Source organism: Pseudomonas sp. AU11447 (assembly GCF_001672555.2).
Classification (GTDB): Bacteria; Pseudomonadota; Gammaproteobacteria; order Pseudomonadales; family Pseudomonadaceae; genus Pseudomonas; species Pseudomonas nitroreducens.
On record NZ_LZDG02000017.1, the window covers coordinates 170,061 to 191,277 of the forward strand.

Sequence of the window (21,217 nt, forward strand, 5' to 3'; positions counted from 1 at the left end):
TGCTGCGCGCTCACACAGGGCTCCGCAGACGACGCCAGAGGATTGCCGGCGAGCGCCAGAGCATGCCGAAGAACAGCCGCGCATGCATGGAGGAGATCAGTGCGTTGTCGTGGAACAGGCGGAAGTGCGAGAGGCCGTCCAGCGGGTAGTGCACCCTGGTCGGCAACCATTGCATCGGCTGGTTGCGCCAAGCCAGGCGGACGAGGATCTCGGGGTCGAAATCCATGCGTTTGCCCAGCGTAGTGCTGTCGATCAGCTTGAGCGTGGGCGTGAGCGGGTAGACCCGGAAGCCGCACATGCCGTCGCGGATCGACAGCGACAGGCTGTTGATCCACACCCACACGTGGGTCAGGTAGCGTGCGTAGAGCCGCCCCTTGGGCACACTTGCGTCGTACTGCGGGTAGCCGCAGATCAGCGCGCCGGGGTGTTCGCGTGAGGCGTCGAGGAAGCGCTGCACGTCGCCCAGATCGTGCTGGCCGTCGGCGTCGACCTGCAGTGCGTGGGTGAAGCCCAGGCGCGCGGCCTCGCGCAGGCCGGCCATCACCGCGCCGCCCTTGCCCTGGTTCACCAGCAGGCGCACCAGCCAGGTGTCATGAGCTTCGGCGAGTTGGTCCATGACTACTGCGCATTCGCGGCTGGAGGCGTCGTCCACCAGCACGCAGGGCAGGCCGGCGGCGAGCAGTTCGGCCACGACCTTGGGCAACGCGTGCTCATGGTTGTAGACGGGGATCACCGCGCACGGACGCACACTCATGCGTCGGCCCCCAGCAGGATGCGCCCGGAGGAGCAGGCCGCGTCATCGCGGGTGAAGGCGAAGTACAGCTTGCCGCGCTCGGCGTCCCAGCGCAGGGACAGCCGGCAGAGATCACCCGGCCGCAGCAGTTGCTGGAACTTCAGCACTTCCATGCCACCGAAGCGTGGCGGCAGGTCGAATACCTGGCGGCCCAGTTGCTGCGCCCACTGCACCTGGACCACGCCGGGCAGCACGGGGGCCTTGGGGAAGTGGCCGGGGAAGTAGGCGAGGTCCAGGGGGATTTCCAGCTGGAAGTGCTGCTCGCCGTCCACCGCATTGTGCGTCAGGACTTCGGGATCACGACTGCGCGGCGCGTGCAGCAGCTCGTCCACCAGGCCTTGCGGCAGCTTGCCCTGGGCATTGCCCGGCAGGCGCCGCAGCAGACGCCAGCGGCGCGGCAGGGCGAGCGCTTCGCAGTGATCGGCGAGGTGTTCGCGCAGGCGTTGGGTCAGCGCTCGGCGGCCGCCGTTACGCAGTTCATGCAGGCCGGCCTCACTGAGGGCGACCAGTGCGCCGAGGCTGGCGCGATTCTCCTGCACCACGCCCAGGCGGGCTTCGCTGACGAATGGATGTTTGGCCAGGGCGGCTTCCAGTTGTGGCAGGGAGATGCGTTTTTCTTCCAGCTTGACGATACGGTCCAGCCGGCCCAGCAGCTCGAAGCGGCCGTCGGGGCAAAGGCGTGCGGCATCGGCGGTCTGCTCGGTTTCGCCGGGCGGCAGGTAGGTCGATTCGATGCGCAGGGCGCCGTGCTCGTCCTGGCTCAGCGTTACGCCTTCGAACGGCTGCCACAGCTGGCCGCCCTGGCGCCAGGCGATGCCGCCGGTCTCGGAGCTGCCGTAGATTTCCGTTGGCGCCTGGCCGAGGCGTTCGTGCAGCAGTTCTCCGGCTTCGGCCGGCAGCGGGCCGCCGGAAGAGAACACCCGCACTACCGGGCGCAGCGCCGGCCAGTCGAGGTTGTCGCCCATGCGCTTGAGCAGCGCTGGGCTGCCCACCCAGGCGAAGCGGGATTGTTCCAGGCTGTGGCGTTGCAGGTCTTCGGGGAAGGCGATCTGCCGTCGCAGGAAGGCGCGCCCGGCGGACAGCGGCCAGAGCACGCGGAACAGCAGGCCGTAGATGTGCTGCGCGGCGACGCTGCCGAGAATGTGGGCCGCGCCCAGCTCGGCGCCCCAGAGGTTTTCCAGCACCTGCACTTCGTTGCTCAGTTGGCGCAGGGATTTGCCGATCAGTTTGGGCTCGCCGGTAGAGCCGGAAGTGCTCAGGACCAGGCGGCAGGCGTCGAGGTCAAGCTCGGCGGGTGCAAGCGAGGGGCCGTTCAGTTCGGCCAGCGTCAGGTCGCCGGGTTGGTCGCCGATCCAGGCATCGATTCGCGCCGCGAGGCGTTCACGGCTATGGGCGAGATTGTCTGCTGGCAGCACGGCTTCGGCGTCGGCCAGCCAGGCGGCATAGAGGGCGATGGCCAGTTCGGCGGCGTCTTCCAGGTGGATCGCCACGCGCTGCGTATCGCGTTGACGCAGGGCGCCCGCGGCAGCACAGACGCGCCGCACGAAATCATCGGCGGGCAGCGACGGCTCCAGCGCCAGGAGGCGCTCGGCGGGCAGGTCCAGCAGCAGCCGGGTGAGGGAAATCGGTTTCATCCTTGACTCCTGACCCGCTGCCGCACCAGCCACTCGACGGCGAACAGCACGCCCATCAGCAGGTAGGAAATCAGGCCGTTGTACAGCGTCCACCAGGCCAGTGGCGCCCACAGCGTGAGGGCCGCGGCGATCAGGCCGTTGCCCAGGAAGAACAGCACCCAGACCTGCGTCACCTGGCGCGTGTAGCGCACCGCGTGGGGCGGCAGCTCAGGCTCGCGCAGGCGCGCGAGGCGTTCCACCAGCGGCGGGCCGAACTTCAGGCTGAGGGCGAACAGGCAGAGCAGGCCGGCGCTGATCAGCACCGGGTACCAGCGCAGCAGGTGCGGCTCGTTGACCAGCCACAGGGCGATGCAGAAGACCACGGCGGCCAGGGCCATCCAGCGCTGCCCGGGACGTTGCCCGCTGCCCAGGCTGCGGGCGAACCACAGGCCGCCCAGCAGCAGGGCGAAGAACTTCGGCGACAGGTGATCGATGCCGAAGTAGATCGCGAACGGGTAGAGCAGCCCGGCCAGCAACAGGCCGAGCCCGACCAGGCGTGTCATGGGTTGGCCAGGCGATAGACCGCTTCGACCACATCGCCCACGGTGCGCACCGATTTGAACTCTTCGGCGGCGATCTTCTTGCCGGTCTGGCGCTTGAGGTGATCGATCAGGTCGACGGCGTCGATGCTGTCGATCTCCAGGTCCTGGTACAGGTTGGCGTCGAGGCTGATCTGCTCCGGTTCCAGTTCGAACAGTTCGACCAGGGCGTCGCGCAGGGTGTTGTAGATGTCCTCACGGGTTTGCATGGTCGGCGTTCTCAAGCGGCTTTCTGGGCGGTCACGAAGGCGGCCAGGCTCGCCACGTTGGCGAAGTGCTGGCGGGTGTCCTTGGCATCGGCGTCGATCTTGATGCCGTAGCGTTTCTGGATGGCCAGGCCCAGTTCCAGGGCGTCCACCGAATCCAGGCCGAGGCCGTCGCCGAACAGCGCGTCTTCGGCGCCGATGTCATCAGGGCCGATATCCTCGAGCCCGAGGGCGTCGATGATCAGCTGTTTAATCTCCAGTTGCAGATCGCTCATCTCTTGCGAGCTCCTTGGTGAAATGCTGGTGCAGGAAGGCATTGAGCCGGCGTGAGGCAGCCGGGGCCGGGCCCTGGCTGGCAAAGACCCGTGGGTCCAGGTCGTCGCCGACGCGCAGCCGGAAGTGCACGCGGCGGGCGGGAATGCTGTACCAGGGCTCGGCCTTGGTCAGGGTGGTCGGGGTCACGGTGATGGTCACCGGGGTGATGACGCTCGCCCCGCGCAGGGCGATGGACGCCGCGCCGCGATGGAATTCGGGGGCCTTGCCCGGCGTGGTGCGGGTGCCTTCGGGAAAGACGATCAGGGTCTGGCCCTGCTGCAGCGCATCCACGGCTTCATCGAACATGTCCATGCTGCCGTTGTTGCTGATGTACTGCGCCGCCGTTACCGGTCCATGGGTGAAGGGGTTGTCGAACAGGCTTTGCTTCACCACGCAGTTGGCGTCGCGGATCAGCCCGATGAGGAACACCACGTCGATCAGCGAAGGATGGTTGGCGATCACCATCTGACCCGGCCGGCCCAGACGTTCGATACCTTCCACCTCATAGGTCAGCACGCCGCTGCGCTGCATGATCTGCACGAACAACCAGAACAGCCGGCTCACCGTATGGCGTGCGCGGGCGCGGCGGCGCTGTGCATCACCAGGCAGAAGCGCCAGCAGCGGAAACACCAGCACCCGCAGCAACAGGCCGCCGATTCCGAATATCGCGAAGCACATCCCGGTGGCGAACAGGCGCCACAGCCAAGCGTCGGCGCGCTTGCTCAGTGGTTGCGTTGCCAGGTCCATAGACGCTTCTTCCAGGAGTGGTGGATCAGGCCGGTGCGCTCGATCAGCGCGCGCACCAGGTTCAGGGCATTGGGGTGGGACGGTGGAGCAAGGGACGTGCCGTTTTCCGACAGCGTCAGCGACCAGTCCCTGCCGGCGCTCAGGCGCAGTGCCACGGCATAGGGAAAGGGCACATCGTCGATCCACGGCGAATAAAGTTCGGGCGGTAACTCCTCGCTGACGACCAGCATCACTTCCGGCGCCCCTTCGGCGAGAAGTGCCGCGGCTTCCAGGAGGCCGTGCTCGAAGCCGTCACGTTCGCCGGCGATCGCTGTCATTTCGCTGGTGTCTTGCCGAAGGATGGACCACAGGCCGATGACCGCGTTGTGCACGGAAAGGCTGAATTGGGTCGGAGAAAGCGGCTGTTCGACGGCCAGCTCGCGCAGCAGTTCCAGGCTGCGGCCGGTTTCGCCGTGGCGGGAGACGAAGACAAACGGCATCGGTGACCGCCCATCGGCCAGGGGCCAGGCGACACTGAACACCATGCGCGCCAGGGGGCTGAGGCGGCGGCGTTGCATGGCGGGGAGAAAGGCGACATCCGGTTGGGCAGCGGCGTCAGGAAGGCGTTCTTCCCGTACCCAGCTCTGCCAGTCGGCGATCGTGGACAGGCCGGGGGCCCAGGCGCTCCACTGGTCGATGTTGAATTGAATCACGCTGCGAGCTCTTGTTGGCCCTTGCGGGCGAATGGTCTTCCTTGATCCACCAAGAGCTGTGTCGGCACGGGCTATGGCGTAGTGCCGGCATTATCCGGGTCAAGGTAGGGCCAGGCAAACCTTTGCTTACAAAGATGTGCGGAAGACAGGGCATTTTACCCTTCGGTTTCCTGCTTTCTTCGCGATTCGTCGGAAGTGGTCCGACAGATGAAATACAGGGCCTACTCCGCTCGCCCTTGTCATGGGCTTTGCATAGAATCCCCCAGCACTCGAATGTTCCTGGAGGGATGGCTGATGCGACGCGTGGTGTTCAATCAGAAGGGCGGGGTCGGCAAGTCGAGCATCGCTTGCAACCTGGCGGCGGTGAGCGCGGCGGAGGGCTATCGGACGTTACTGGTAGACCTGGACGCCCAGGCCAACTCCACTCACTACCTGACGGGCCTGACCGGCGAAGACGTGCCCGTGGGCATCGCCGACTTCTTCAAGCAGACGCTGGCCTCTGGCCCTTTCAGTCGCAAGGGCAAGGTGGACATCTACGAGACCCCCTTCGACAACCTGCACATCGTCACCGCTAGCGCGGAGCTCGCTGATCTGCAGCCCAAGCTCGAGCAGAAGCACAAGATCAACAAGCTGCGCAAACTGCTGGACGAGCTCGCCGAAGACTACGACAGGATCTACCTGGATACTCCGCCGGCGCTGAACTTCTACACGGTTTCTGCGCTGATCGCTGCCGATCGCTGCCTGATTCCCTTCGATTGCGACAGCTTCTCCCGCCAGGCGCTGTATGGCCTGCTGCAAGAGATCGAAGAGCTGAAGGAGGACCACAACGAAGACCTGGAAGTCGAAGGCATCGTGGTCAACCAGTTCCAGCCGCGCGCCACGCTGCCGCAGCAACTGCTGGATGAGCTGGTGGAAGAGGAGCTGCCGGTGCTGCCGGTCTACCTGATGAGTTCGGTGAAAATGCGCGAGTCGCACCAGGCGTGCACGCCGCTGATCTTCCTCGAGCCCAGGCACAAGCTGACCCAGCAGTTCGTCGAACTGCACAACTTGCTGGAAGCCTGAGCGGTTACTGGCTGATCAGCACATCACAGGGTGGCCGGCGCAGGAAGTAACGCGTCGAGCTGCCCAGCATGGCTTGCTCGATGGCGCCGCGGCTGCGGCTGCCGAGTATCAGCAGGTCGGGCGACCACTCTCGCAACGCCGTTTCCAGCGCCTGCTGGGCTGTGCCCTGTTGCACTGCGCAGAGTAGCTGCGGCCCCGTGCTCGGCACGTGCTTGCGCTCATCCTGCAGCGCCTGGCGCAAGAGTTCGCGCTGCGTCTCCAGGTGGCTGTCGGCGCGGCCGGCCTTCTTGCCCGGCTGGTAGGCGTTGAGCGCCAGCAGCTCGGCGGCGGGTTCCAGCAGGCGGTAGCCGGCGCGCCAGGCCTGGCAGGAGCAGTGCGACAGGTCCAGCCCGGCCAATGCCTTGGCGTAAGGCGCGGCGGACTCTTCCACGGCCAGCAGGATCGGCGCGCGGCAATGCCGGGCGATGCGCTCCAGTGTGGTGCCGTCGAAACGCTCGAGCAGTTGCTGATGGTGCGCACCGATCACCAGCAGGTCGGCGCCCAGTTCCTGCACCGCCTGGGTGACGGTATTGGCGGCGCGCCCCTGGCGTATCACCAGTTGGTAGTCAGCGATGTCACTGGCACGGGCTGCATCGCGCAATGCCACTTCAGCCGCTTCGCGGACGGTATCCATCATGCGGTCGGGGAAGAATTCCTCGATGACGTGCAGCAGCGTGACGCTGGCCCCGTGCTGGCGCGCCAATTGTGCAGCGCGCCGTACCGCGATGTCCGCCTCGACACTGAGGTCATGGGCGACGAGCAGGTTCCTGTACATGGTGGGTTCCCTCTATGGCGCTTCCACTGTCGCGCCACGTAGGAAATTTCACCTTGATGCAGGGCAATGGCTCGATTCAGCGACTGCGCAGCTGATAGATGGCATGGCTTTCGGCGACGACATTGCCTTCTTCGTCCTTCAACTGCAGGTCGAGGACAAACTCCGCCTTGCCTTGGTGCGTCGCCTCTTCGCCGATACGCTGGATTTCGGCTTCAGTGAGCTGCGCATCGACGGTCACGTCACTGGCGGCGGGGCGCAGGAAGCGCAACCCGGCTTCCTTGACGATGGGGTAGAAGCGCCGCGCATCGAAGCTGGTGAGCATCAGCACGCCACCGGGCAATTCGGCGACGGTGAACAGCGCGCCGGCGTACATGTTCTGGATGTGGTTCTCGTTGCCCTTGAGCGGCATGCGCAGGCGCACATGGCCCGGCTCCAGCACTTCGGCCTTGAGGCCGGTGCGCTTGACGAAGGCGATGTGCTCTTCGGTGAGCTGGCGGATGAAGTCTTCGGGATAGGAAGGCATGGGCGTGCTCCGTTGGCTTTCGCCCAAGCCTAGACGTCCCGCACGGCCTGGCAATGACCGCACGGATTGACCAAAACGCTCGCCCTCAGATGCCCTGGCGGGACAGCCAGTCGAGCAACTGCGGCAACGGCATCGCACCGCTCTGGCGCGCTACCTCCTGGCCATTGCGCAGCAGGATCAGGCTGGGAATCGAGCGAATCCCCAGGCGTGCGGAAAGGTTCGGATTGGCATCGCTGTCCAGTTTGGCCAGGCGCACCTTGCCCGACAGCCGTGCGGCTGCCTGCTCGAACACCGGCGCAAAGCCCTTGCACGGCCCGCACCAGTCGGCCCAGACGTCCACCAGCAACGGCAGATCGCCCTTGGCCTGGGCGGCGAAACCAGCCTCGTCGAGGTCGAACGGCGTATCCAGCACTATCGGTGATTGGCAGCGGCCGCAGCTCGGCGAGTCATCCACACGGGCGGCGGGTACTCGGTTGAGGCCGTTGCAGTTCGGGCAGGGGATGATCAGGGAATCGGACATGGTGAGGCTCCAGAGTCTATGGAGCAAAGATGGAGCCTCCAAGCTCCGATCTCAACGGTACGTTGAATGCTTTTCCGAAGGTGGGCCGACGGAGCGTCGGCCCATTCACATCACACGCGGAAGTGGCTGACCAGCGTCTGCAACTGTCCGCCCAGGCGCGCGAGTTCAACGCTGGAGGCGGCGACTTCTTCGTTGGCCGAGGCAGTCTGTTCGGAGACGTCGCGCACGTTGACCACGCTGCGGCTGATTTCCTCGGCCACGGCGCTCTGTTCCTCGGCGGCGGTGGCGATCTGCTGGTTCATCGCCTGGATGTTCGACACGGTGCGGGTGATCTCGCCCAGTGACTCGCCGGCCTGGCGGCTGAGGGCGACGCTGCTGGCGGTGAGTTCGCGGCTGCCGAGCATGACGCTGGAGACCTGGCGGGTGCCGCTCTGCAGGCCGGCGACCAGGGCTTCGATTTCTTCGGTGGATTGCTGGGTGCGCTGGGCCAGCCCGCGTACTTCGTCGGCGACCACGGCGAAACCACGACCGGCTTCGCCCGCGCGGGCGGCTTCGATGGCGGCGTTGAGGGCCAGCAGGTTGGTCTGCTCGGCCACCGACTTGATCACGTCCATGACCTTGCCGATCTTCTCGCTCTCCTGTTCCAGGCGCTGCATGGCCTCGGCGGAGCGTTCGACTTCCTCGGCCAGGCGCTCGATCTGCTCCACGGCCTTGTTCACCACGCGGTCGCCGTCCTGGGCCTGGTGGTCGGCGGCGGAGGCGGCCTGGGAGGCCTGCTCGGCGTTGCGCGCGACTTCCTGCACGGTGGCGGACATCTCGTGCATGGCGGTGGCGACCTGGTCGGTCTCGACCTTCTGGGTGTTCGCGCCGGCGCTGGTCTGCTCGGTGACGGCGGAGAGTTCTTCGGCGGCGCTGGCGATCTGGGTGACGCCGTCGCGGATGCCACCGATGAGCTCGCGCAGGCTCCGGCTCATGCGCTGCATGCTTTGCTGCAGGCGGCCGAGCTCATCGCGGCGGGTGACCTGGACGGTCTGCGACAGGTCGCCGGCGGCGATGCGGTCGACCACGGCCATGGTTTCCTGCAGCGGGCGGGTGATCTGGCGGGTGATGATCAGCGCGGCGATGCCGCCCAGGACCAGCGCGAGCAGGGTGAACAGGGTCTGCAGGCTGCGGGCGCGCGCGCTTTCGGCGTCGCGGCGATCGAGCTGGAGTTGGTAGAGATTTTCGCTGATTTTGACGATGTCCTGGCCCTGGGTGGTCATTTCCTTGCGTGCCTGGACGATGGCGGCCATGTTGCCGCGCAGGGTGGTGACGGCATCGCGATAGGCGCGCAGGGCAGTGCCCAGTTGCTGGACGTACTGCGCTTCGGCGACGCCGAGGACGCTTTCCAGGGCCGGCAGGCCGGCGATGCTTTCGTCCAGGCCGCGGGTCACGCCGTCACCGTTGCTGATGAGGGCCGTGGCCAGGTAATCGCGCACGTCGTAGCGGGCCTGCAGCAGGTCTTCACGGGTACCGGTAATAGCCTGGAAGCGGGTGGCGCGCTCTTCGTCCGCGGGGGCCTTGAGTACGTCCTGCTGGATGGTGGCCGTCAGTTCGGCGGCACGCGTGGCGTTGTCCTGCAGGGCGCGGCGGGTGATGCCGGCGCTCTGGTAGCCGGCGCGCATGGCGGCCAGGGACTTCTCGTAGTCGGCGATGATGCCGCCGAGCTGGTCGAGCATGCGCACGTTCTCGGGGCTGACGAAGGAGGCGCGCAGTTTCTGCTGCTGCGCCTTGAAGTCGGCCAGGGTGGACATGACGTTGGCGGCTTCCTGCTCGGCGCCGTCGGCGATCATGTACTGCAGGCGGGTTATGCGCAGCTTGGTCAGGCGCGAGTTCAGCTCGGTGATATCGCTCATCCAGTTGCTGCGGTCGATCAGCGAGCCCAGGCCGACCCAACTGACGATGGCGAGGATGGCGGTGAAGGCGAGGACCAGGCCGAAGCCCAGGGCCAACTTGAGATTCACGCTCAGGTTGGAAATCCAGGTGTTCATTGACGATCTCCAGGAAAGGTTGTGTGAAGTCAGGCCGTTCGGAGATTGTTCTTGTTGGGGCCAGGGTGGCGAACCACGTCCAAGCCCTATCGGCAGGATCGGGCGGAACCGTATGGTCACGGGCGAAAAAAGTTATCCGCCGGCCGGCGCCTGGAAGGCGGGTCGGAAAGGAATAGGCGGGGAAAGGCGGACGAAATCCCTGTTCGCTGGCGTGTCACTGGGTGCGGTCGCGCGCTGGCTTGCGGCGCTGCGCGGCATTCTACGGAAAGGCCGATGGAGCGTCTGCAAGATGATGGCAAATAGATATTGCAGGGGCCGCTGACTCGCGAATGAGGCGCCGGCCTGGCGCCTCATTCGGTTGCCGCGGGATCAGGCCTTGGCGGCGTCCAGCGCCTGGGCGAGGTCGGCGAGGATGTCGTCGATGTGCTCGATGCCGATGGACAGGCGCACCATGTCGCGCGGTACGCCGGCCTTTTGCAGTTCTTCGTCGTTGAGCTGGCGGTGGGTGGTCGAGGCCGGGTGGCAGGCCAGGGACTTGGCGTCGCCGATGTTGACCAGACGCACCACCAGGTTCAGTGCATCGATGAAGCGCGCGCCGGCTTCCTGCCCGCCCTTGATGCCGAACGAGAGGATCGACGCGGGCTTGCCGCCCATGTAGCGCAGCGCCAGTTCCTGCTCGGGGTGGTCGGCGAGACCGGCGTACTTCACCCAGCTGACTTGCGGGTGGTCCTGCAAATACTGGGCGACTTTCACGGCGTTCTCGCAGTGGCGCTCCATGCGCAGGGCGAGGGTTTCCAAGCCTTGCAGGATGAGGAAGGCGTTGAACGGCGAGAGCGCGGCGCCAGTGTTGCGCAGCGGCACGACACGGCAGCGGCCGATGAAGGCGGCGGGGCCGAAGGCTTCGGTGTAGGTCACGCCGTGATAGGACGGGTCGGGCGTGTTGAGCAGCGGGAAGCGTTCCTTGTTCTCGGCCCAGGGGAATTTGCCGGAGTCGACGACGATGCCGCCGATGCTGGTGCCATGGCCACCGATGTACTTGGTGAGCGAGTGCACGACGATGTCCGCGCCGTGTTCGAACGGGCGGCAGAGGATCGGCGTGGCGACGGTGTTGTCGACGATCAGCGGTACACCGTGGCGGTGCGCGGCGTCGGCCAGGGCCTGCAGGTCGACGATGTTGCCGGCCGGGTTGCCGATGGATTCGCAGAACACCGCCTTGGTGCGTTCGTCGATCAGCGCTTCGAGGGCGGCGATGTCGTCGTGCGGCGCGAAGCGGGTCTGGATGCCGAAACGCGGCAGGGTGTGGGCGAACAGGTTGTAGGTGCCGCCGTAGAGCTTGGCCACCGAGACGATGTTGTCGCCGGCTTCGGCGACGGTCTGGATGGCGTAGGTGATGGCGGCCATGCCGGAGGCCACGGCCAGCGCTGCCACGCCGCCTTCCAGCGCGGCCACGCGCTCCTCCAGCACCGCGTTGGTGGGGTTCATGATGCGCGTGTAGATGTTGCCGGCGACCTTCAGGTCGAACAGGTCGGCGCCGTGCTGGGTGTCGTCGAAGGCGTAGGAGCTGGTCTGGTAGATCGGCACGGCCACGGCCTTGGTGGTCGGGTCGGGGCTGTAGCCGGCGTGGATGGCCAGGGTTTCCGGTTTCATTGTTCGAGCGTCCTTGTGGCAGAAAGCCCCGAGGATGCGAGCGGCGCCCGGCTCCGGTCAATGACCGGGAGCAATGTGGCCGGGGCGTCGCTAGATCGCTTTTGGCTGAGCTTATAACCGGCTCAGGAGGAGCAACTGATCTCTAGGTGCCGGCCCCAATCCGGCGGGCGGCGGGTGAAGTGCTCGGCATCCGGCTGCTCTTCGAAGGGCTTGCTGAGCACTTCATGCAGGCGCCGCACCACGCTGTAGTCACCCTGCTCGGCGGCGGTGATGGCCTCCTGGGCCAGGTAGTTGCGCAGCACGTAGAGCGGGTTGACGGCGTGCATGCGCGCGCGGCGCTGGTCCTGGCTGCCACCTTCACGTTCGGCGCGTGCTTGATAGTCGGCGGCCCAGGCGTCGAAGCCGGCCAGGTCGACGAAGTCGTCACGCACCACGGCCAGCGCTTGCTCTGGCGCCTGCTCGCCGAGGCGGCGGAAGAACAGCGAGTAGTCCACTGCGCCTTTCTGCATACTCTGCAGCAGGCGCTGTACCAGCTCCAGGTCGCCATCCTCGGCAGTAGTGAAGCCCAGGCGCCGGCGCATCAGGTCCAGGTAGTGGGCCTGGTACAGCGGCAGGAACAGGTCCAGCGTGGCGCGCAGGTCATCGACTTCGACGAAATGCACCAGCGTCTGGCCCAGCGCGGCGAGGTTCCAGTGGGCGATGGGCACCTGATTGCTGAAGGAGTAGCGGCCGGTGTCGTCAGAGTGGTTGCAGATGTGGTTGGCGTCGAAGTCGTCGAGGAAGGCGTAGGGGCCGTAGTCGAAGGTGATGCCGAGGATCGACATGTTGTCGGTATTCATCACGCCGTGGCAGAAACCGTAGGCCTGCCAGCAGGCGATCATCTGCGCGTTGCGCTCGACCACTTCGCGGAAGAATGCCAGGTAGGGTTTCTCGTCGTTCAGGCAGTCGGGGAAATACTCGCGCAGGACGAACTCGCCGAGCGTCTTCAACTGCTCTTCCTGCTGGGTGTAGTAGAAGTACTCGAAGTGGCCGAAGCGCACGTGGCTGGGCGCCATGCGCAGCAGCATGGCGCCGGTTTCCCGGGTCTCGCGCCACACCGTGGTGCTGGAGCCGGTGACGCACAGCGCGCGGCTGCTGGGGATGCCGAGGGCGTGGAGGTATTCGCTGGCGAGGAACTCGCGGATCGACGAGCGCAGCACCGCGCGGCCATCGCCCATGCGCGAGTAGGGCGTCTGCCCGGCGCCCTTGAGGTGCAGGTCCCAGTGCTCGCCTGCAGCATTGACCACTTCGCCCAGCAGCAGGCCGCGGCCGTCGCCCAGGCGTGGGTTGTAGGAGCCGAACTGGTGCCCGGAATAGACCATGGCGCGCGGCTCGGCTTCTTCCCAGAGCTTGTGGCCGGCGAAGATCTCCGCGAACACCGGGGTATCCGCCTCGCTCGGGTCTAGATCGAGCAGGGCCATGGCCGAGCGGCTGGCGACGACCAGGCGTGGGTCGGCGATGGGATCGGGCAGGACTTCGGTGGAAAACACGTCGCCCAGGCGGGCGAAGCGGTTATCGAAGGCGAGTTCGTCGAGCTTTTTCACAGGCTAACTCCGGACATGTCCGAGTATTGTGCTCGGATATGTCCGGAGGCGTCCACCCTCAGGCCTTGTCGCCGGCGGGCTTGTCCTGGTTGATCTTCACGGGCGTGGCGGCGGGTTGCTGCTGACCGACGATGACCTGGGCTTCCTGCCCTTGGAAGTTCTTCAGGAACACGTCGACCTGGTTGAAGGCCATGTCGATACCGGCCTCGCGGAAGGCCAGGGCGATGCGCGTGAGGGTCTCGTCCACCGCCGGGTTGCGGTCGCCCAGCTCGCGCACGTGGAAGCGCAGTTCGTAGTCGAAGGTGCTGGCGCTGATGGTGGTGAAGTACAGCACCGGCTCCGGGTCCCGCAGGATGCGGGTGTTGGCGTGGGCGGCGTCGAGCATGATCTTGCGCGCCAGCGGCAGGTCGCTCTCGTAGGCCAGGCCGATCTTGATGGTCACCCGCGTCACGGTATCGCTCAGCGACCAGTTCACCAGCTGCCCGGTGATGAAGGTCTGGTTGGGAACGATGATTTCCTTGCGGTCGAAGTCGGTGATGGTGGTGGCACGGATACGAATCCGGCTGACGGTACCGGACAGCGTGCCGATGGTCACCACGTCGCCGATCCGCACCGGGCGCTCGAAGAGGATGATCAGGCCGGAGACGAAGTTGGAGAAGATCGCCTGCAGGCCGAAGCCCAGGCCCACCGACAGCGCAGCCACCAGCCATTGCAGTTTGTCCCAGCTCACCCCGAGGGTGGACAGCGCGCTGACGAAGCCGATGCCGCTGATGGTGTAGGACAGCAGGGTGGTGATGGCGTAGGCGCTGCCCTGGGCCAGGGTCAGGCGTTGCAGTACCAGCACTTCCAGCAGGCCGGGCAGGTTGCGCGCCAGGGCCACGGTGACAGCCGCGATGACCATGGCCATGAGGAAGTCGCTGAGGCTGATCGGCGTGGTGGAGGCCGCGTCGCCCGTGCCGCTGGTGTATTGGTAGAGGGTCACGTTGTCGAGGTAGGAAACCACGCTGATCAGGTCGGCCCAGACCCAGTACAGGGTGACCACGAAGCCGATCAGCAGGCCCAGGCGGATCAGGCGCATGGACTGCTCGTTGATCTGCTCGATGCCCAGGGTCGGTTCTTCCACCACCTCGGTGCCCTCGATGCCTTCCTTGGGCGCGTTCTGCCGTTTCGACAGGGCGCGCTGGTAGGCCAGGCGACGGGCGGCGACGCCCATGCCGCGGATGAAGGTGGCTTCCACCACCATCCAGAACATCAGCAGGAACAGGGTGTCGATCAGCCGGTCGGTGAGCTTGAGCGCGGTGTAGTAGTAGCCGAACCCCACGGCGAGGAACAACGCCACCGGCAGGGCGGTGAAGCCCAGGCCGACGACCATCTTGATCATCGACGGCCGCTCGCTGGACGGGCTGTTGAACAGCAGTTGAGCGAGCAGCCAGGTCATGGCGCCGTAGCCGAAGAGCACTACGGCGATGCCGATCACGTCATCGGCGAGGGATGCCGGGGAATGCTCGGCGACGGTGACCACCGCGACCAGCGACATCACCACCAGGCCCAGTCGGCGCATCAGCTTGCCGAGGAACTGCACCTGCGACTGGCTCCAATGGAAGTGCCGCTCGGCGATGCCGCCCGGACGCAGGATGCGGTGCGCGGTGTAGAACACCAGCCAGACCTGCGCCATCTCCAGCAGCGCGCTGCCGAGGGTGGCGTTCTGGCCGCGGGCGTCGAGCAGCAGGGCGAGGCCGGCGATCCCCAACGCCAGTGTGCCGGGCAATGCCAGCAGCACGGCGAGCAGCAGGGCCAGGGGTGTGTGGGCCTGGCTGTCGCGCTTGAAGTGGCCGATGTCGTCGTTCAGCGATTCCAGCTTGTCGTAAAGGAACTTGCGCTTCCACAGCAACCCCGCGACCAGCAGGAGCAGCGGCAGGAACAGGAACGGCCGGTCGATCAGGCCCTCGAACAGTTCCTGCACGCCCGATCCCCAGGGCACTTCGGCGAGTTGGTGGTGCAGCAGGGTCGGGGTCATCTTGAACCACGACAGGTCCAGCGGGCGGTTGCTGGGAATCCAGAACATCTGCTCGTCGAGGGTGGCGCGCAGGCTGTCGCTGGTTTCCTTGAGCTGCTTCTGGTTCAGCTGCAGGGTAATGGCTTCGTTGAGCAGCGCGTTGAGCTCGTGGTTGAGGCGCTCCATCAGCTCCAGGCGGGTATCCACCAGCTCGCCGAGGTCGTGGCGCAGCTGCGGGGTGATGCTCTCCTGCGGCTGCTGGGCCAGCAGGTTGTCGAGGTAGACCTGGGTGTTATTGATCTCGTCGCGCTTCTGGTTCAGCTCGAACTGGTACAGGCGCAGGTCGGCGATTTCGTCGGCGAGGTCCTGGTCGGTCCGGATGACCGGCAGCGACTGTTTCTGCTGGTAGAGAATCTTGGCCAGCAGCAGGCTGCCGCGCAGCACGTTGATCTGTTCGTCCAGGGCCTGCTCGCCCTGGGTCAGGTTGTCCAGTTGCTGCTTGGCTTCCAGGTTGCGCCGCGTGAGCGTGTTGAGGCGGTCGGTGGTGCGCAGCAGGTAGTCGGAGAGCTTGAGGTTGGCGGCGCTCTGCTGGCTCAGCAGGCTGTCGGTGCCGGCGGCCTGGCTGTCCTTGGACAGCTCGGCGACGGTCTTCTCCGACTGCTCGCGGCGCTTGTCGCTGATCATCGTCTGCAGCTCGAGGGTTTCGCGTTCCTCGCGGCCGATGCGCTCGGCCAGCAGGTCGCGCTGGCTGGAGGCGAGGTCGAGCAGCAGGTTGTTGCCGGCCAGTTGTTGGCGCAGCAGCAGGTTCTGCGACGTGAGCATCGCCTGTTCGGCGAGCAGCTCGTTGCGGCGCTCTTCGGTGATGGGCTTGGCGCCTTCCTTGCCAGCCTTGATCAGCCCGGCGATTTCCAGCAGGCGGGTCTGGTTCTTGCTCAGGTCGGCCTGGGCCCGTTCGGGACGGGTCTGCGCGGTGAGGATCTCGCTCTTGGCGTCGACCATGTCCTTCTGCCAGGCAGCGAGCTGGGTGGATTGCTCGTTGAGCAGCATCTCCAGCTGAGTGGCGCTGGAATCCTTGTAGCGCTGGCTGGCGGGCTTTTCACTGCTGGCCTTGAGGCGGCCGAGCGCTTTCTGGTTCTCGTTGATCAGCTTGGGCGCATCGGCCAGCCGCCCCCTGAGCTCGATCAGCTGCTTTTCGCTGTCGGCCTTGGCCGCCAGCAGCTTCAGCGTGTTTTCCAGGCTCGCCTTGATCGGCTTGGCTTCGGCGTCGGCCAGTTTGCGGTCGGCCAGGCTGTCGAGGCTCTGTTGCACCTTCTCGGCGCTTGGCGGAGTCGTGTCGGCGGCCAGCGCGGGCAGGCCGATGAGTGAGCCGCCCAGCAGGACGGTGGTCAGAAGGGTACGCAGCAGGAATGACATGGTCGCGGGTGGCGGCTCGTGCGGAAAGTGGGCAGAGGGTAGTGCTGGCGGGCCGGCACCCGCAAGCGGGTACCGGTGGGCGGTCAGAGGAACAGACCGGGGCCGGGACGGCCTTCCGGGAATTTGACCCCGACCTTGCGAATCTTGTTCCCGTCCAGGGCGGCAACGGTCCAGGTCAGGCCGTTCCATTCCACCTGGTCGCCGATGATCGCCTGGCCGCCGATCTCGTGGGCGATGAAGCGGCCCAGGTTCTGCTCGCCGTCCACACCCTCCAGCTTCAGGCCATAGAGCGAGGCCACGGCGGAGAGCTGGGCGTCGCCCTCCAGGACGAAGTCGCCGAAGAAGCGGGCGCTCAGGCCGCGGTCCGGCGCCTGGCTGAACAGCTTGCCCAGCGGCGAGAGGTCATGCTCGTGGCCGATCACGCAGAGGATGTCGTCGGCTTCGAGGATGGTACTACCGGACGGGTGCAGCAACTGGGTGCCGCGGAACAGTGCGGCGATACGGGTGCCTTCGGGCATTTTCAGTTCGCGCAGGGCGGCGCCGATGCACCACTTTTCCTTGCTCAGGTGATAGACGAACAGCTCCCACTCGCTGGTCGGGTGGACTTCCAGGCCGGCGCGGGAGATTGGCGCCGGGTCCGGCGGCACTACCACGCGCAGCAGCTTGGCGGCCCAGGGAAGGCTGGTGCCCTGTACCAGCAACGAGACCAGCACGATGAAGAAGGCGACGTTGAAGAACAGCTGGGCGTTGGGTAGCCCGGCCATCAGCGGGAACACTGCGAGAATGATCGGTACCGCGCCGCGCAGGCCAACCCAGGCAATGAAGGCCTTCTCGCGGCCGTGGAAGGCGCGGAATGGCGCAAGGCCCACCAGCACCGACAGCGGGCGGGCGAAGAGGATCATCCACAGCGCCAGGCCGAGGGCGGGCAGGGCGATGGGCCAGAGGTCGTGGGGCGTGACCAGCAGGCCGAGGACCAGGAACATGCCGATCTGCGCCAGCCAGGCCATGCCGTCGAGCATGTGCATGATGCCGTGGCGCGAGCGGATCGGCTGGTTGCCCAACACCAGGCCGCACAGGTAGATGGCCAGGATGCCGCTGCCGTGCACCGCGTTGGCCACGGCGAAGATCAGCAGGCCGCCACTGATGGCCAGCAGTGGGTACAAGCCGTTGGCCAGGTGGATGCGGTTGATCACCTGCAGCAGCAGCCAGCCGCCACCCAGGCCGAGCACCGAGCCGATGCCGAACTCGCGCAGGAAGTGCCAGAGGAAGCTCCAGGACAGGCCGCTTTCGCCGTGGACGAGCATGTCGATCAGGGTGACGGTGAGGAACACTGCCATCGGGTCGTTGCTGCCCGACTCGATCTCCAGGCTCGCGGTGACCCGTTCGTTCAGGCCCTTGCCGCCCAGCAGCGAGAACACCGCCGCGGCATCCGTAGAGCCAACGATAGCGCCGATCAGCAGGCCCTCCATCCAGCTCAGCTTGAACAGCCAGGCTGCGGCAACGCCGGTCAGCCCGGCGGTGATCAGTACGCCTGCGGTGGCCAGCGACAACGCCGGCCAGAGCGCCACGCGAAAGCTCGACACCCGCGTGCGCAAGCCACCGTCCAGCAGGATGACCGCCAGTGCGAGGTTGCCCACCAGGTAGGCCATGGGATAGTTGGAGAAGCCGATGCCGCCGGGACCATCAGTGCCGGCGATCATGCCCACGGCCAGGAAGATCACCAGGATCGGGATGCCCAGCCGCGAAGACAGCGAGCTGACCAGGATGCTCATGCCGATGAGCACAGCAGCGATCAGGAAATAGCTGTTGATGGCCACGGCATCCAAGGTGTCGACCTCCTGGGGAATGGGGGAGTGGCGACGCTACTCAAGGATCAGGATGCAGGCCGCATGCCAATTGATTCTAACCTGCGGATTTACAAGGCTGTCAAAGGTTTGTTGAGGACCGTTCGGCGGTGCTTTCGAGCCAGCCCGCACTGCCTTGCCACGTGGGCACCAGATTGAGCCCGGAGAGTGCGCTGGGCGCCCATTTCAGTGCCTCTTCCAGAGGCAGGCTGACGGCGTCCAGGCAGGATTGCCTGTCCCGTTGCAGGATGGCGCGCGCATTGGCGACCTCGCCGGCGATGCTATGCCCGGCGTCGGTGGTCAGGGCGCGAATCTGCGTGTGCCAGAGGTGGCGGGCCGAGCTGCCGGAAACGCCGCAGCTTCCCAGCGGGTCGTAATAGGACGAGCCGAACTGCGCGTAGCCTGCATTGACCAGTGCATTGAAGTAGCGGCTCTGCGAGGTGATCGACTCGCTCTCTCCGCCGCGCAGCACGGCCAGCCCGTCGGTTATGGCCTTGTCGATTTCCTTCAGGTAGTCGTCGGCATGCTCGAAGGCTTCTGTGCTGGGCGTGCTGTAGATCGGCGAGGTGCGGGGTGAAAGGGCTGTTTCACGCTGTTTGCCGTCATCGGTTGAGCCGGTGTTGAACAGGACGAGCGTGCAGCCCAGCGCTACGGCGATAGCGAGCAGGACTAGAAAGTTCTGGTAGTAGCGCTGGAGTGACGGAAGGGTGACGGTCTGCATGGCCATGATCGTGAGGGGCGAAAAGTACGCGGGCGCTATTCAAACGCATCTGCCTCGGGCCTTGCTGTCGGTCGGTTCAGTACTGATAGTGGGAAGCTTCCTTCAATTTTTTGGACTGCCTTCCGGCAACGTGTGGGGCGCTTCTGAAGCCGTCGGCGAGGCCTTCATCCAGGCATAAAAAAGCCCCGGACGTGACCGGGGCGTAAGGGACATACGAGACGCTTAGAACCAGGCGTCCTGCATGGTGGAACAGGTGTCGTCGCGGGTTTCCAGCAGCGCCAGCTCGTGGTGGCAGGACGGTACTTCCCAGGTCAGGAAGTAGCGCGCAGCCTGCAGCTTGCCGCGATAGAAGTCGGCATCGGCGGCGTCGCCGCGTGCCAGTCCTTCTTCGGCACGGATGGCCTGCTCCAGCCAGCGCCAGCCGATCACGGCGTGGCCGAAGACCTTCAGGTACAACGCCGAGTTGGCCAGGCCTTGGGCCACGCGGCCCTGCATCAGGTCGCCGAGCAGGCTCAGGGTGGTGGCCGACAGGCGCGCCATCAGTTGTTCCAGCGGCTCGCGCAGCTTGTCCAGCGACGGGTGCGCGCTGGCGCGCTCGCAGCACTGGTTGATCAGGCGGGTCAGCTGTTTCAGGCCGGCGCCGTTGTTCTGCGCCAGCTTGCGGCCGAGCAGGTCCAGCGACTGGATGCCGTGGGTGCCTTCGTGGATCGGGTTCAGGCGGTTGTCGCGGTAGTACTGCTCCACCGGGTATTCGCGGGTGTAGCCATGGCCGCCGAGGATCTGGATCGCCAGCTCGTTGGCCTTCAGGCAGAACTCCGAGGGCCAGGATTTGACGATCGGAGTGAGCAGGTCGAGCAGTTCGTGGGCCTGCTTGCGCTCTTCCTCGGTGGGCAGGGTTTCGCAGTCGTCCACCAGGCGCGAGGCGTACAGGCCCAGGTCGAAGGCGCCCTCGACGTAGGACTTCTGGGTCAACAGCATGCGTTTCACGTCGGTGTGCTGGACGATGGAGACGGGCGCCGAGGTCGGGTCCTTGGCATCCACCGGGCGGCCTTGCGGGCGCTCACGGGCGTATTCCAGGGAGTACAGGTAGCCGGCGTAGCCGAGCATGATCGCGCCCATGCCGACGCCGATGCGCGCCTCGTTCATCATCTGGAACATATAGGCCAGGCCGTGGTGTGGCTTGCCGACGAGGTAGCCAACGCACTCGCCCTTGTCGCCGAAGTTCAGCGCGGTGGAGGTAGTGCCGCGCCAGCCCATCTTGTGGAACAGGCCTGCCAGGGTCACGTCGTTGCGTGCGCCGAGGGAACCGTCGTCGTTGACCAGGAACTTCGGCACGATGAAGAGGCTGATACCTTTCACGCCGGGCGGGGCGTCCGGCAGCTTGGCCAGGACCATGTGCACGATATTCTCCGACAGCGGGTGGTCGCCGCCGGAGATGAAGATCTTGTTGCCCTTGATCCGGTAGCTGCCGTCGGCGGCCGGTTCCGCGCGGGTGCGGATATCCGCCAGCGACGAGCCGGCGTGGGGCTCGGTCAGCGCCATGGTGCCGAAGAAGCGCGCGTCGATCATCGGTTGCAGGAACAGGCGTTTCTGCTCGTCGCTGCCGAAGGTCTCGATCAGGTGGCTGGCGCCCATGCTCAGCATCGGATAGGACGAGGTGGCGATGTTGGCCGACTGGAAGTGTGCGAAGCAGGCGCGCGACAGCAGGTGCGGCAACTGCATGCCGCCCTGTTCGAAGCTGCGCGAGGCATTCTGGAAACCGGCTTCGTTGAACGCATCCACTGCCGGCTTCACTTCCGGAATCAGTACCGCGCCGCCGTCGACGTACTGCGGTTCGTTCTCGTCGTTCTTGCGGTTGTGCGGGGCGAACAGCTCTTCGGCGATGCCACGCGCGGTGGAGAGGGCCGCATCGAAGGTCTCGCGGTTGTGGTCGGCGAAGCGTTCGCGCTGGGTCAGGGCCTCGGCATCGAGCACTTCGTAGAGTTCGAAAGCGAGGTTGCGGGAGCTGAGCAGGGTCTCGGACATGGATCGACCTCCGTGGGAATCGGCGCAGTCTAGTCTGGTGAATGAAGCGCGCACAGAATCATCCATGAGCGTGA

General features: G+C 65.8%; 19 protein-coding genes. 2 read left to right on the forward strand and 17 right to left on the reverse strand.

All coding sequences use genetic code 11. The annotated features are described in order from the left end of the window. Positions 1–10: 10 nt before the first annotated feature. The 7 genes from A6723_RS01465 to A6723_RS01495 are packed head-to-tail and all read right to left on the reverse strand — an operon-like array spanning position 11 to position 4,965. On the reverse strand, positions 11–754 hold the full coding sequence (locus A6723_RS01465) for a glycosyltransferase family 2 protein (protein ID WP_054910013.1): 744 nt from the start codon (positions 752–754) through the stop codon (positions 11–13). Next, the gene (locus tag A6723_RS01470) at positions 751–2,427 is read right to left on the reverse strand and encodes an AMP-binding protein (protein ID WP_054910012.1); all 1,677 of its coding nucleotides are present in this window, start codon (positions 2,425–2,427) and stop codon (positions 751–753) included. Before A6723_RS01470 ends, A6723_RS01465 begins: the two co-directional genes overlap by 4 nt. Further along, complete coding sequence (locus tag A6723_RS01475; RefSeq protein ID WP_054910011.1) at positions 2,424–2,969, reverse strand: hypothetical protein; 546 nt, start codon at positions 2,967–2,969, stop codon at positions 2,424–2,426. The genes A6723_RS01470 and A6723_RS01475 overlap by 4 nt, the downstream gene beginning before the upstream one ends. Next, a complete protein-coding gene (locus tag A6723_RS01480; RefSeq protein ID WP_045216034.1) occupies positions 2,966–3,214 on the reverse strand; it encodes an acyl carrier protein in 249 nt (82 codons plus the stop codon). The genes A6723_RS01475 and A6723_RS01480 overlap by 4 nt, the downstream gene beginning before the upstream one ends. Before the next feature lie 11 nt (positions 3,215–3,225). Further along, positions 3,226–3,486: a phosphopantetheine-binding protein gene (locus A6723_RS01485; RefSeq protein ID WP_045216036.1), complete on the reverse strand. Its 261-nt coding sequence runs from the start codon at positions 3,484–3,486 to the stop codon at positions 3,226–3,228. After that, on the reverse strand, positions 3,461–4,273 hold the full coding sequence (locus A6723_RS01490; RefSeq protein WP_054910010.1) for a 1-acyl-sn-glycerol-3-phosphate acyltransferase: 813 nt from the start codon (positions 4,271–4,273) through the stop codon (positions 3,461–3,463). Before A6723_RS01490 ends, A6723_RS01485 begins: the two co-directional genes overlap by 26 nt. Further along, positions 4,249–4,965 carry a beta-ketoacyl synthase chain length factor gene (locus A6723_RS01495; protein WP_054910009.1) on the reverse strand — a complete coding sequence of 239 codons (717 nt, stop codon included), beginning with the start codon at positions 4,963–4,965 and terminating at the stop codon, positions 4,249–4,251. The genes A6723_RS01490 and A6723_RS01495 overlap by 25 nt, the downstream gene beginning before the upstream one ends. A gap of 294 nt (positions 4,966–5,259) precedes the next feature. Between A6723_RS01495 and A6723_RS01500 the strand changes: the two genes are divergently transcribed. Beyond that, the gene (locus tag A6723_RS01500) at positions 5,260–6,027 is read left to right on the forward strand and encodes a ParA family protein (protein WP_054910033.1); all 768 of its coding nucleotides are present in this window, start codon (positions 5,260–5,262) and stop codon (positions 6,025–6,027) included. A gap of 4 nt (positions 6,028–6,031) precedes the next feature. On the opposite strand, the gene A6723_RS01505 is transcribed toward A6723_RS01500, so the two are convergent. From A6723_RS01505 to A6723_RS01545, 9 genes are all read right to left on the reverse strand, one after another. Beyond that, positions 6,032–6,841: a universal stress protein gene (locus tag A6723_RS01505; protein ID WP_054910008.1), complete on the reverse strand. Its 810-nt coding sequence runs from the start codon at positions 6,839–6,841 to the stop codon at positions 6,032–6,034. Between the two features lie 76 nt (positions 6,842–6,917). Next, positions 6,918–7,364, reverse strand: coding sequence for a YiiD C-terminal domain-containing protein (locus A6723_RS01510; RefSeq protein WP_024764134.1), 447 nt, complete (start codon positions 7,362–7,364; stop codon positions 6,918–6,920). 85 nt (positions 7,365–7,449) lie between these two features. Then, positions 7,450–7,884 (reverse strand): thioredoxin TrxC, encoded by a 435-nt coding sequence (gene trxC / locus A6723_RS01515; protein WP_054910007.1) that lies wholly within the window; start codon positions 7,882–7,884, stop codon positions 7,450–7,452. Between the two features lie 110 nt (positions 7,885–7,994). Next, positions 7,995–9,914, reverse strand: coding sequence for a methyl-accepting chemotaxis protein (locus tag A6723_RS01520; RefSeq protein WP_054910006.1), 1,920 nt, complete (start codon positions 9,912–9,914; stop codon positions 7,995–7,997). Between the two features lie 369 nt (positions 9,915–10,283). Further along, positions 10,284–11,561, reverse strand: coding sequence for a bifunctional O-acetylhomoserine aminocarboxypropyltransferase/cysteine synthase (locus A6723_RS01525; RefSeq protein ID WP_054910005.1), 1,278 nt, complete (start codon positions 11,559–11,561; stop codon positions 10,284–10,286). A gap of 122 nt (positions 11,562–11,683) precedes the next feature. Continuing rightward, the gene (selO, locus tag A6723_RS01530; RefSeq protein ID WP_054910004.1) at positions 11,684–13,144 is read right to left on the reverse strand and encodes a protein adenylyltransferase SelO; all 1,461 of its coding nucleotides are present in this window, start codon (positions 13,142–13,144) and stop codon (positions 11,684–11,686) included. Between the two features lie 58 nt (positions 13,145–13,202). Continuing rightward, positions 13,203–16,553, reverse strand: a complete 3,351-nt coding sequence (gene mscK, locus A6723_RS01535; RefSeq protein WP_054910003.1) for a mechanosensitive channel MscK — start codon at positions 16,551–16,553, stop codon at positions 13,203–13,205. An 83-nt stretch (positions 16,554–16,636) separates the two neighbouring features. Continuing rightward, entirely contained in the window at positions 16,637–18,379 is a 1,743-nt protein-coding gene (locus A6723_RS01540) for a potassium/proton antiporter (RefSeq protein ID WP_054910002.1), read from the reverse strand. A 100-nt stretch (positions 18,380–18,479) separates the two neighbouring features. After that, positions 18,480–19,118, reverse strand: coding sequence for a hypothetical protein (locus A6723_RS01545; RefSeq protein WP_054910001.1), 639 nt, complete (start codon positions 19,116–19,118; stop codon positions 18,480–18,482). Between A6723_RS01545 and A6723_RS01550 the strand changes: the two genes are divergently transcribed. After that, the gene (locus A6723_RS01550; RefSeq protein ID WP_054910000.1) at positions 19,117–19,296 is read left to right on the forward strand and encodes a hypothetical protein; all 180 of its coding nucleotides are present in this window, start codon (positions 19,117–19,119) and stop codon (positions 19,294–19,296) included. The two genes, A6723_RS01545 and A6723_RS01550, sit on opposite strands and share 2 nt — an antisense overlap. A gap of 44 nt (positions 19,297–19,340) precedes the next feature. Here the strand turns inward: A6723_RS01550 and A6723_RS01555 are convergent, their stop codons facing one another. Continuing rightward, entirely contained in the window at positions 19,341–21,143 is a 1,803-nt protein-coding gene (locus A6723_RS01555; RefSeq protein WP_054909999.1) for an acyl-CoA dehydrogenase, read from the reverse strand. Positions 21,144–21,217: the final 74 nt, after the last annotated feature.

Coding starts and splice junctions, on each gene's coding strand:
- A6723_RS01500 (WP_054910033.1), top strand. CDS start 5,260: ATGCGACGCGTGGTGTTCAATCAGAAGGGCGGGGTCGGCAAGTCGAGC.
- A6723_RS01485 (WP_045216036.1), bottom strand. CDS start 3,486: ATGAGCGATCTGCAACTGGAGATTAAACAGCTGATCATCGACGCCCTC.
- A6723_RS01525 (WP_054910005.1), bottom strand. CDS start 11,561: ATGAAACCGGAAACCCTGGCCATCCACGCCGGCTACAGCCCCGACCCG.
- A6723_RS01480 (WP_045216034.1), bottom strand. CDS start 3,214: ATGCAAACCCGTGAGGACATCTACAACACCCTGCGCGACGCCCTGGTC.
- A6723_RS01490 (WP_054910010.1), bottom strand. CDS start 4,273: ATGGACCTGGCAACGCAACCACTGAGCAAGCGCGCCGACGCTTGGCTG.
- A6723_RS01505 (WP_054910008.1), bottom strand. CDS start 6,841: ATGTACAGGAACCTGCTCGTCGCCCATGACCTCAGTGTCGAGGCGGAC.
- A6723_RS01475 (WP_054910011.1), bottom strand. CDS start 2,969: ATGACACGCCTGGTCGGGCTCGGCCTGTTGCTGGCCGGGCTGCTCTAC.
- A6723_RS01465 (WP_054910013.1), bottom strand. CDS start 754: ATGAGTGTGCGTCCGTGCGCGGTGATCCCCGTCTACAACCATGAGCAC.
- trxC (WP_054910007.1), bottom strand. CDS start 7,884: ATGTCCGATTCCCTGATCATCCCCTGCCCGAACTGCAACGGCCTCAAC.
- mscK (WP_054910003.1), bottom strand. CDS start 16,553: ATGTCATTCCTGCTGCGTACCCTTCTGACCACCGTCCTGCTGGGCGGC.
- A6723_RS01470 (WP_054910012.1), bottom strand. CDS start 2,427: ATGAAACCGATTTCCCTCACCCGGCTGCTGCTGGACCTGCCCGCCGAG.
- A6723_RS01510 (WP_024764134.1), bottom strand. CDS start 7,364: ATGCCTTCCTATCCCGAAGACTTCATCCGCCAGCTCACCGAAGAGCAC.
- A6723_RS01555 (WP_054909999.1), bottom strand. CDS start 21,143: ATGTCCGAGACCCTGCTCAGCTCCCGCAACCTCGCTTTCGAACTCTAC.
- A6723_RS01550 (WP_054910000.1), top strand. CDS start 19,117: ATGGCCATGATCGTGAGGGGCGAAAAGTACGCGGGCGCTATTCAAACG.
- A6723_RS01545 (WP_054910001.1), bottom strand. CDS start 19,118: ATGCAGACCGTCACCCTTCCGTCACTCCAGCGCTACTACCAGAACTTT.
- A6723_RS01520 (WP_054910006.1), bottom strand. CDS start 9,914: ATGAACACCTGGATTTCCAACCTGAGCGTGAATCTCAAGTTGGCCCTG.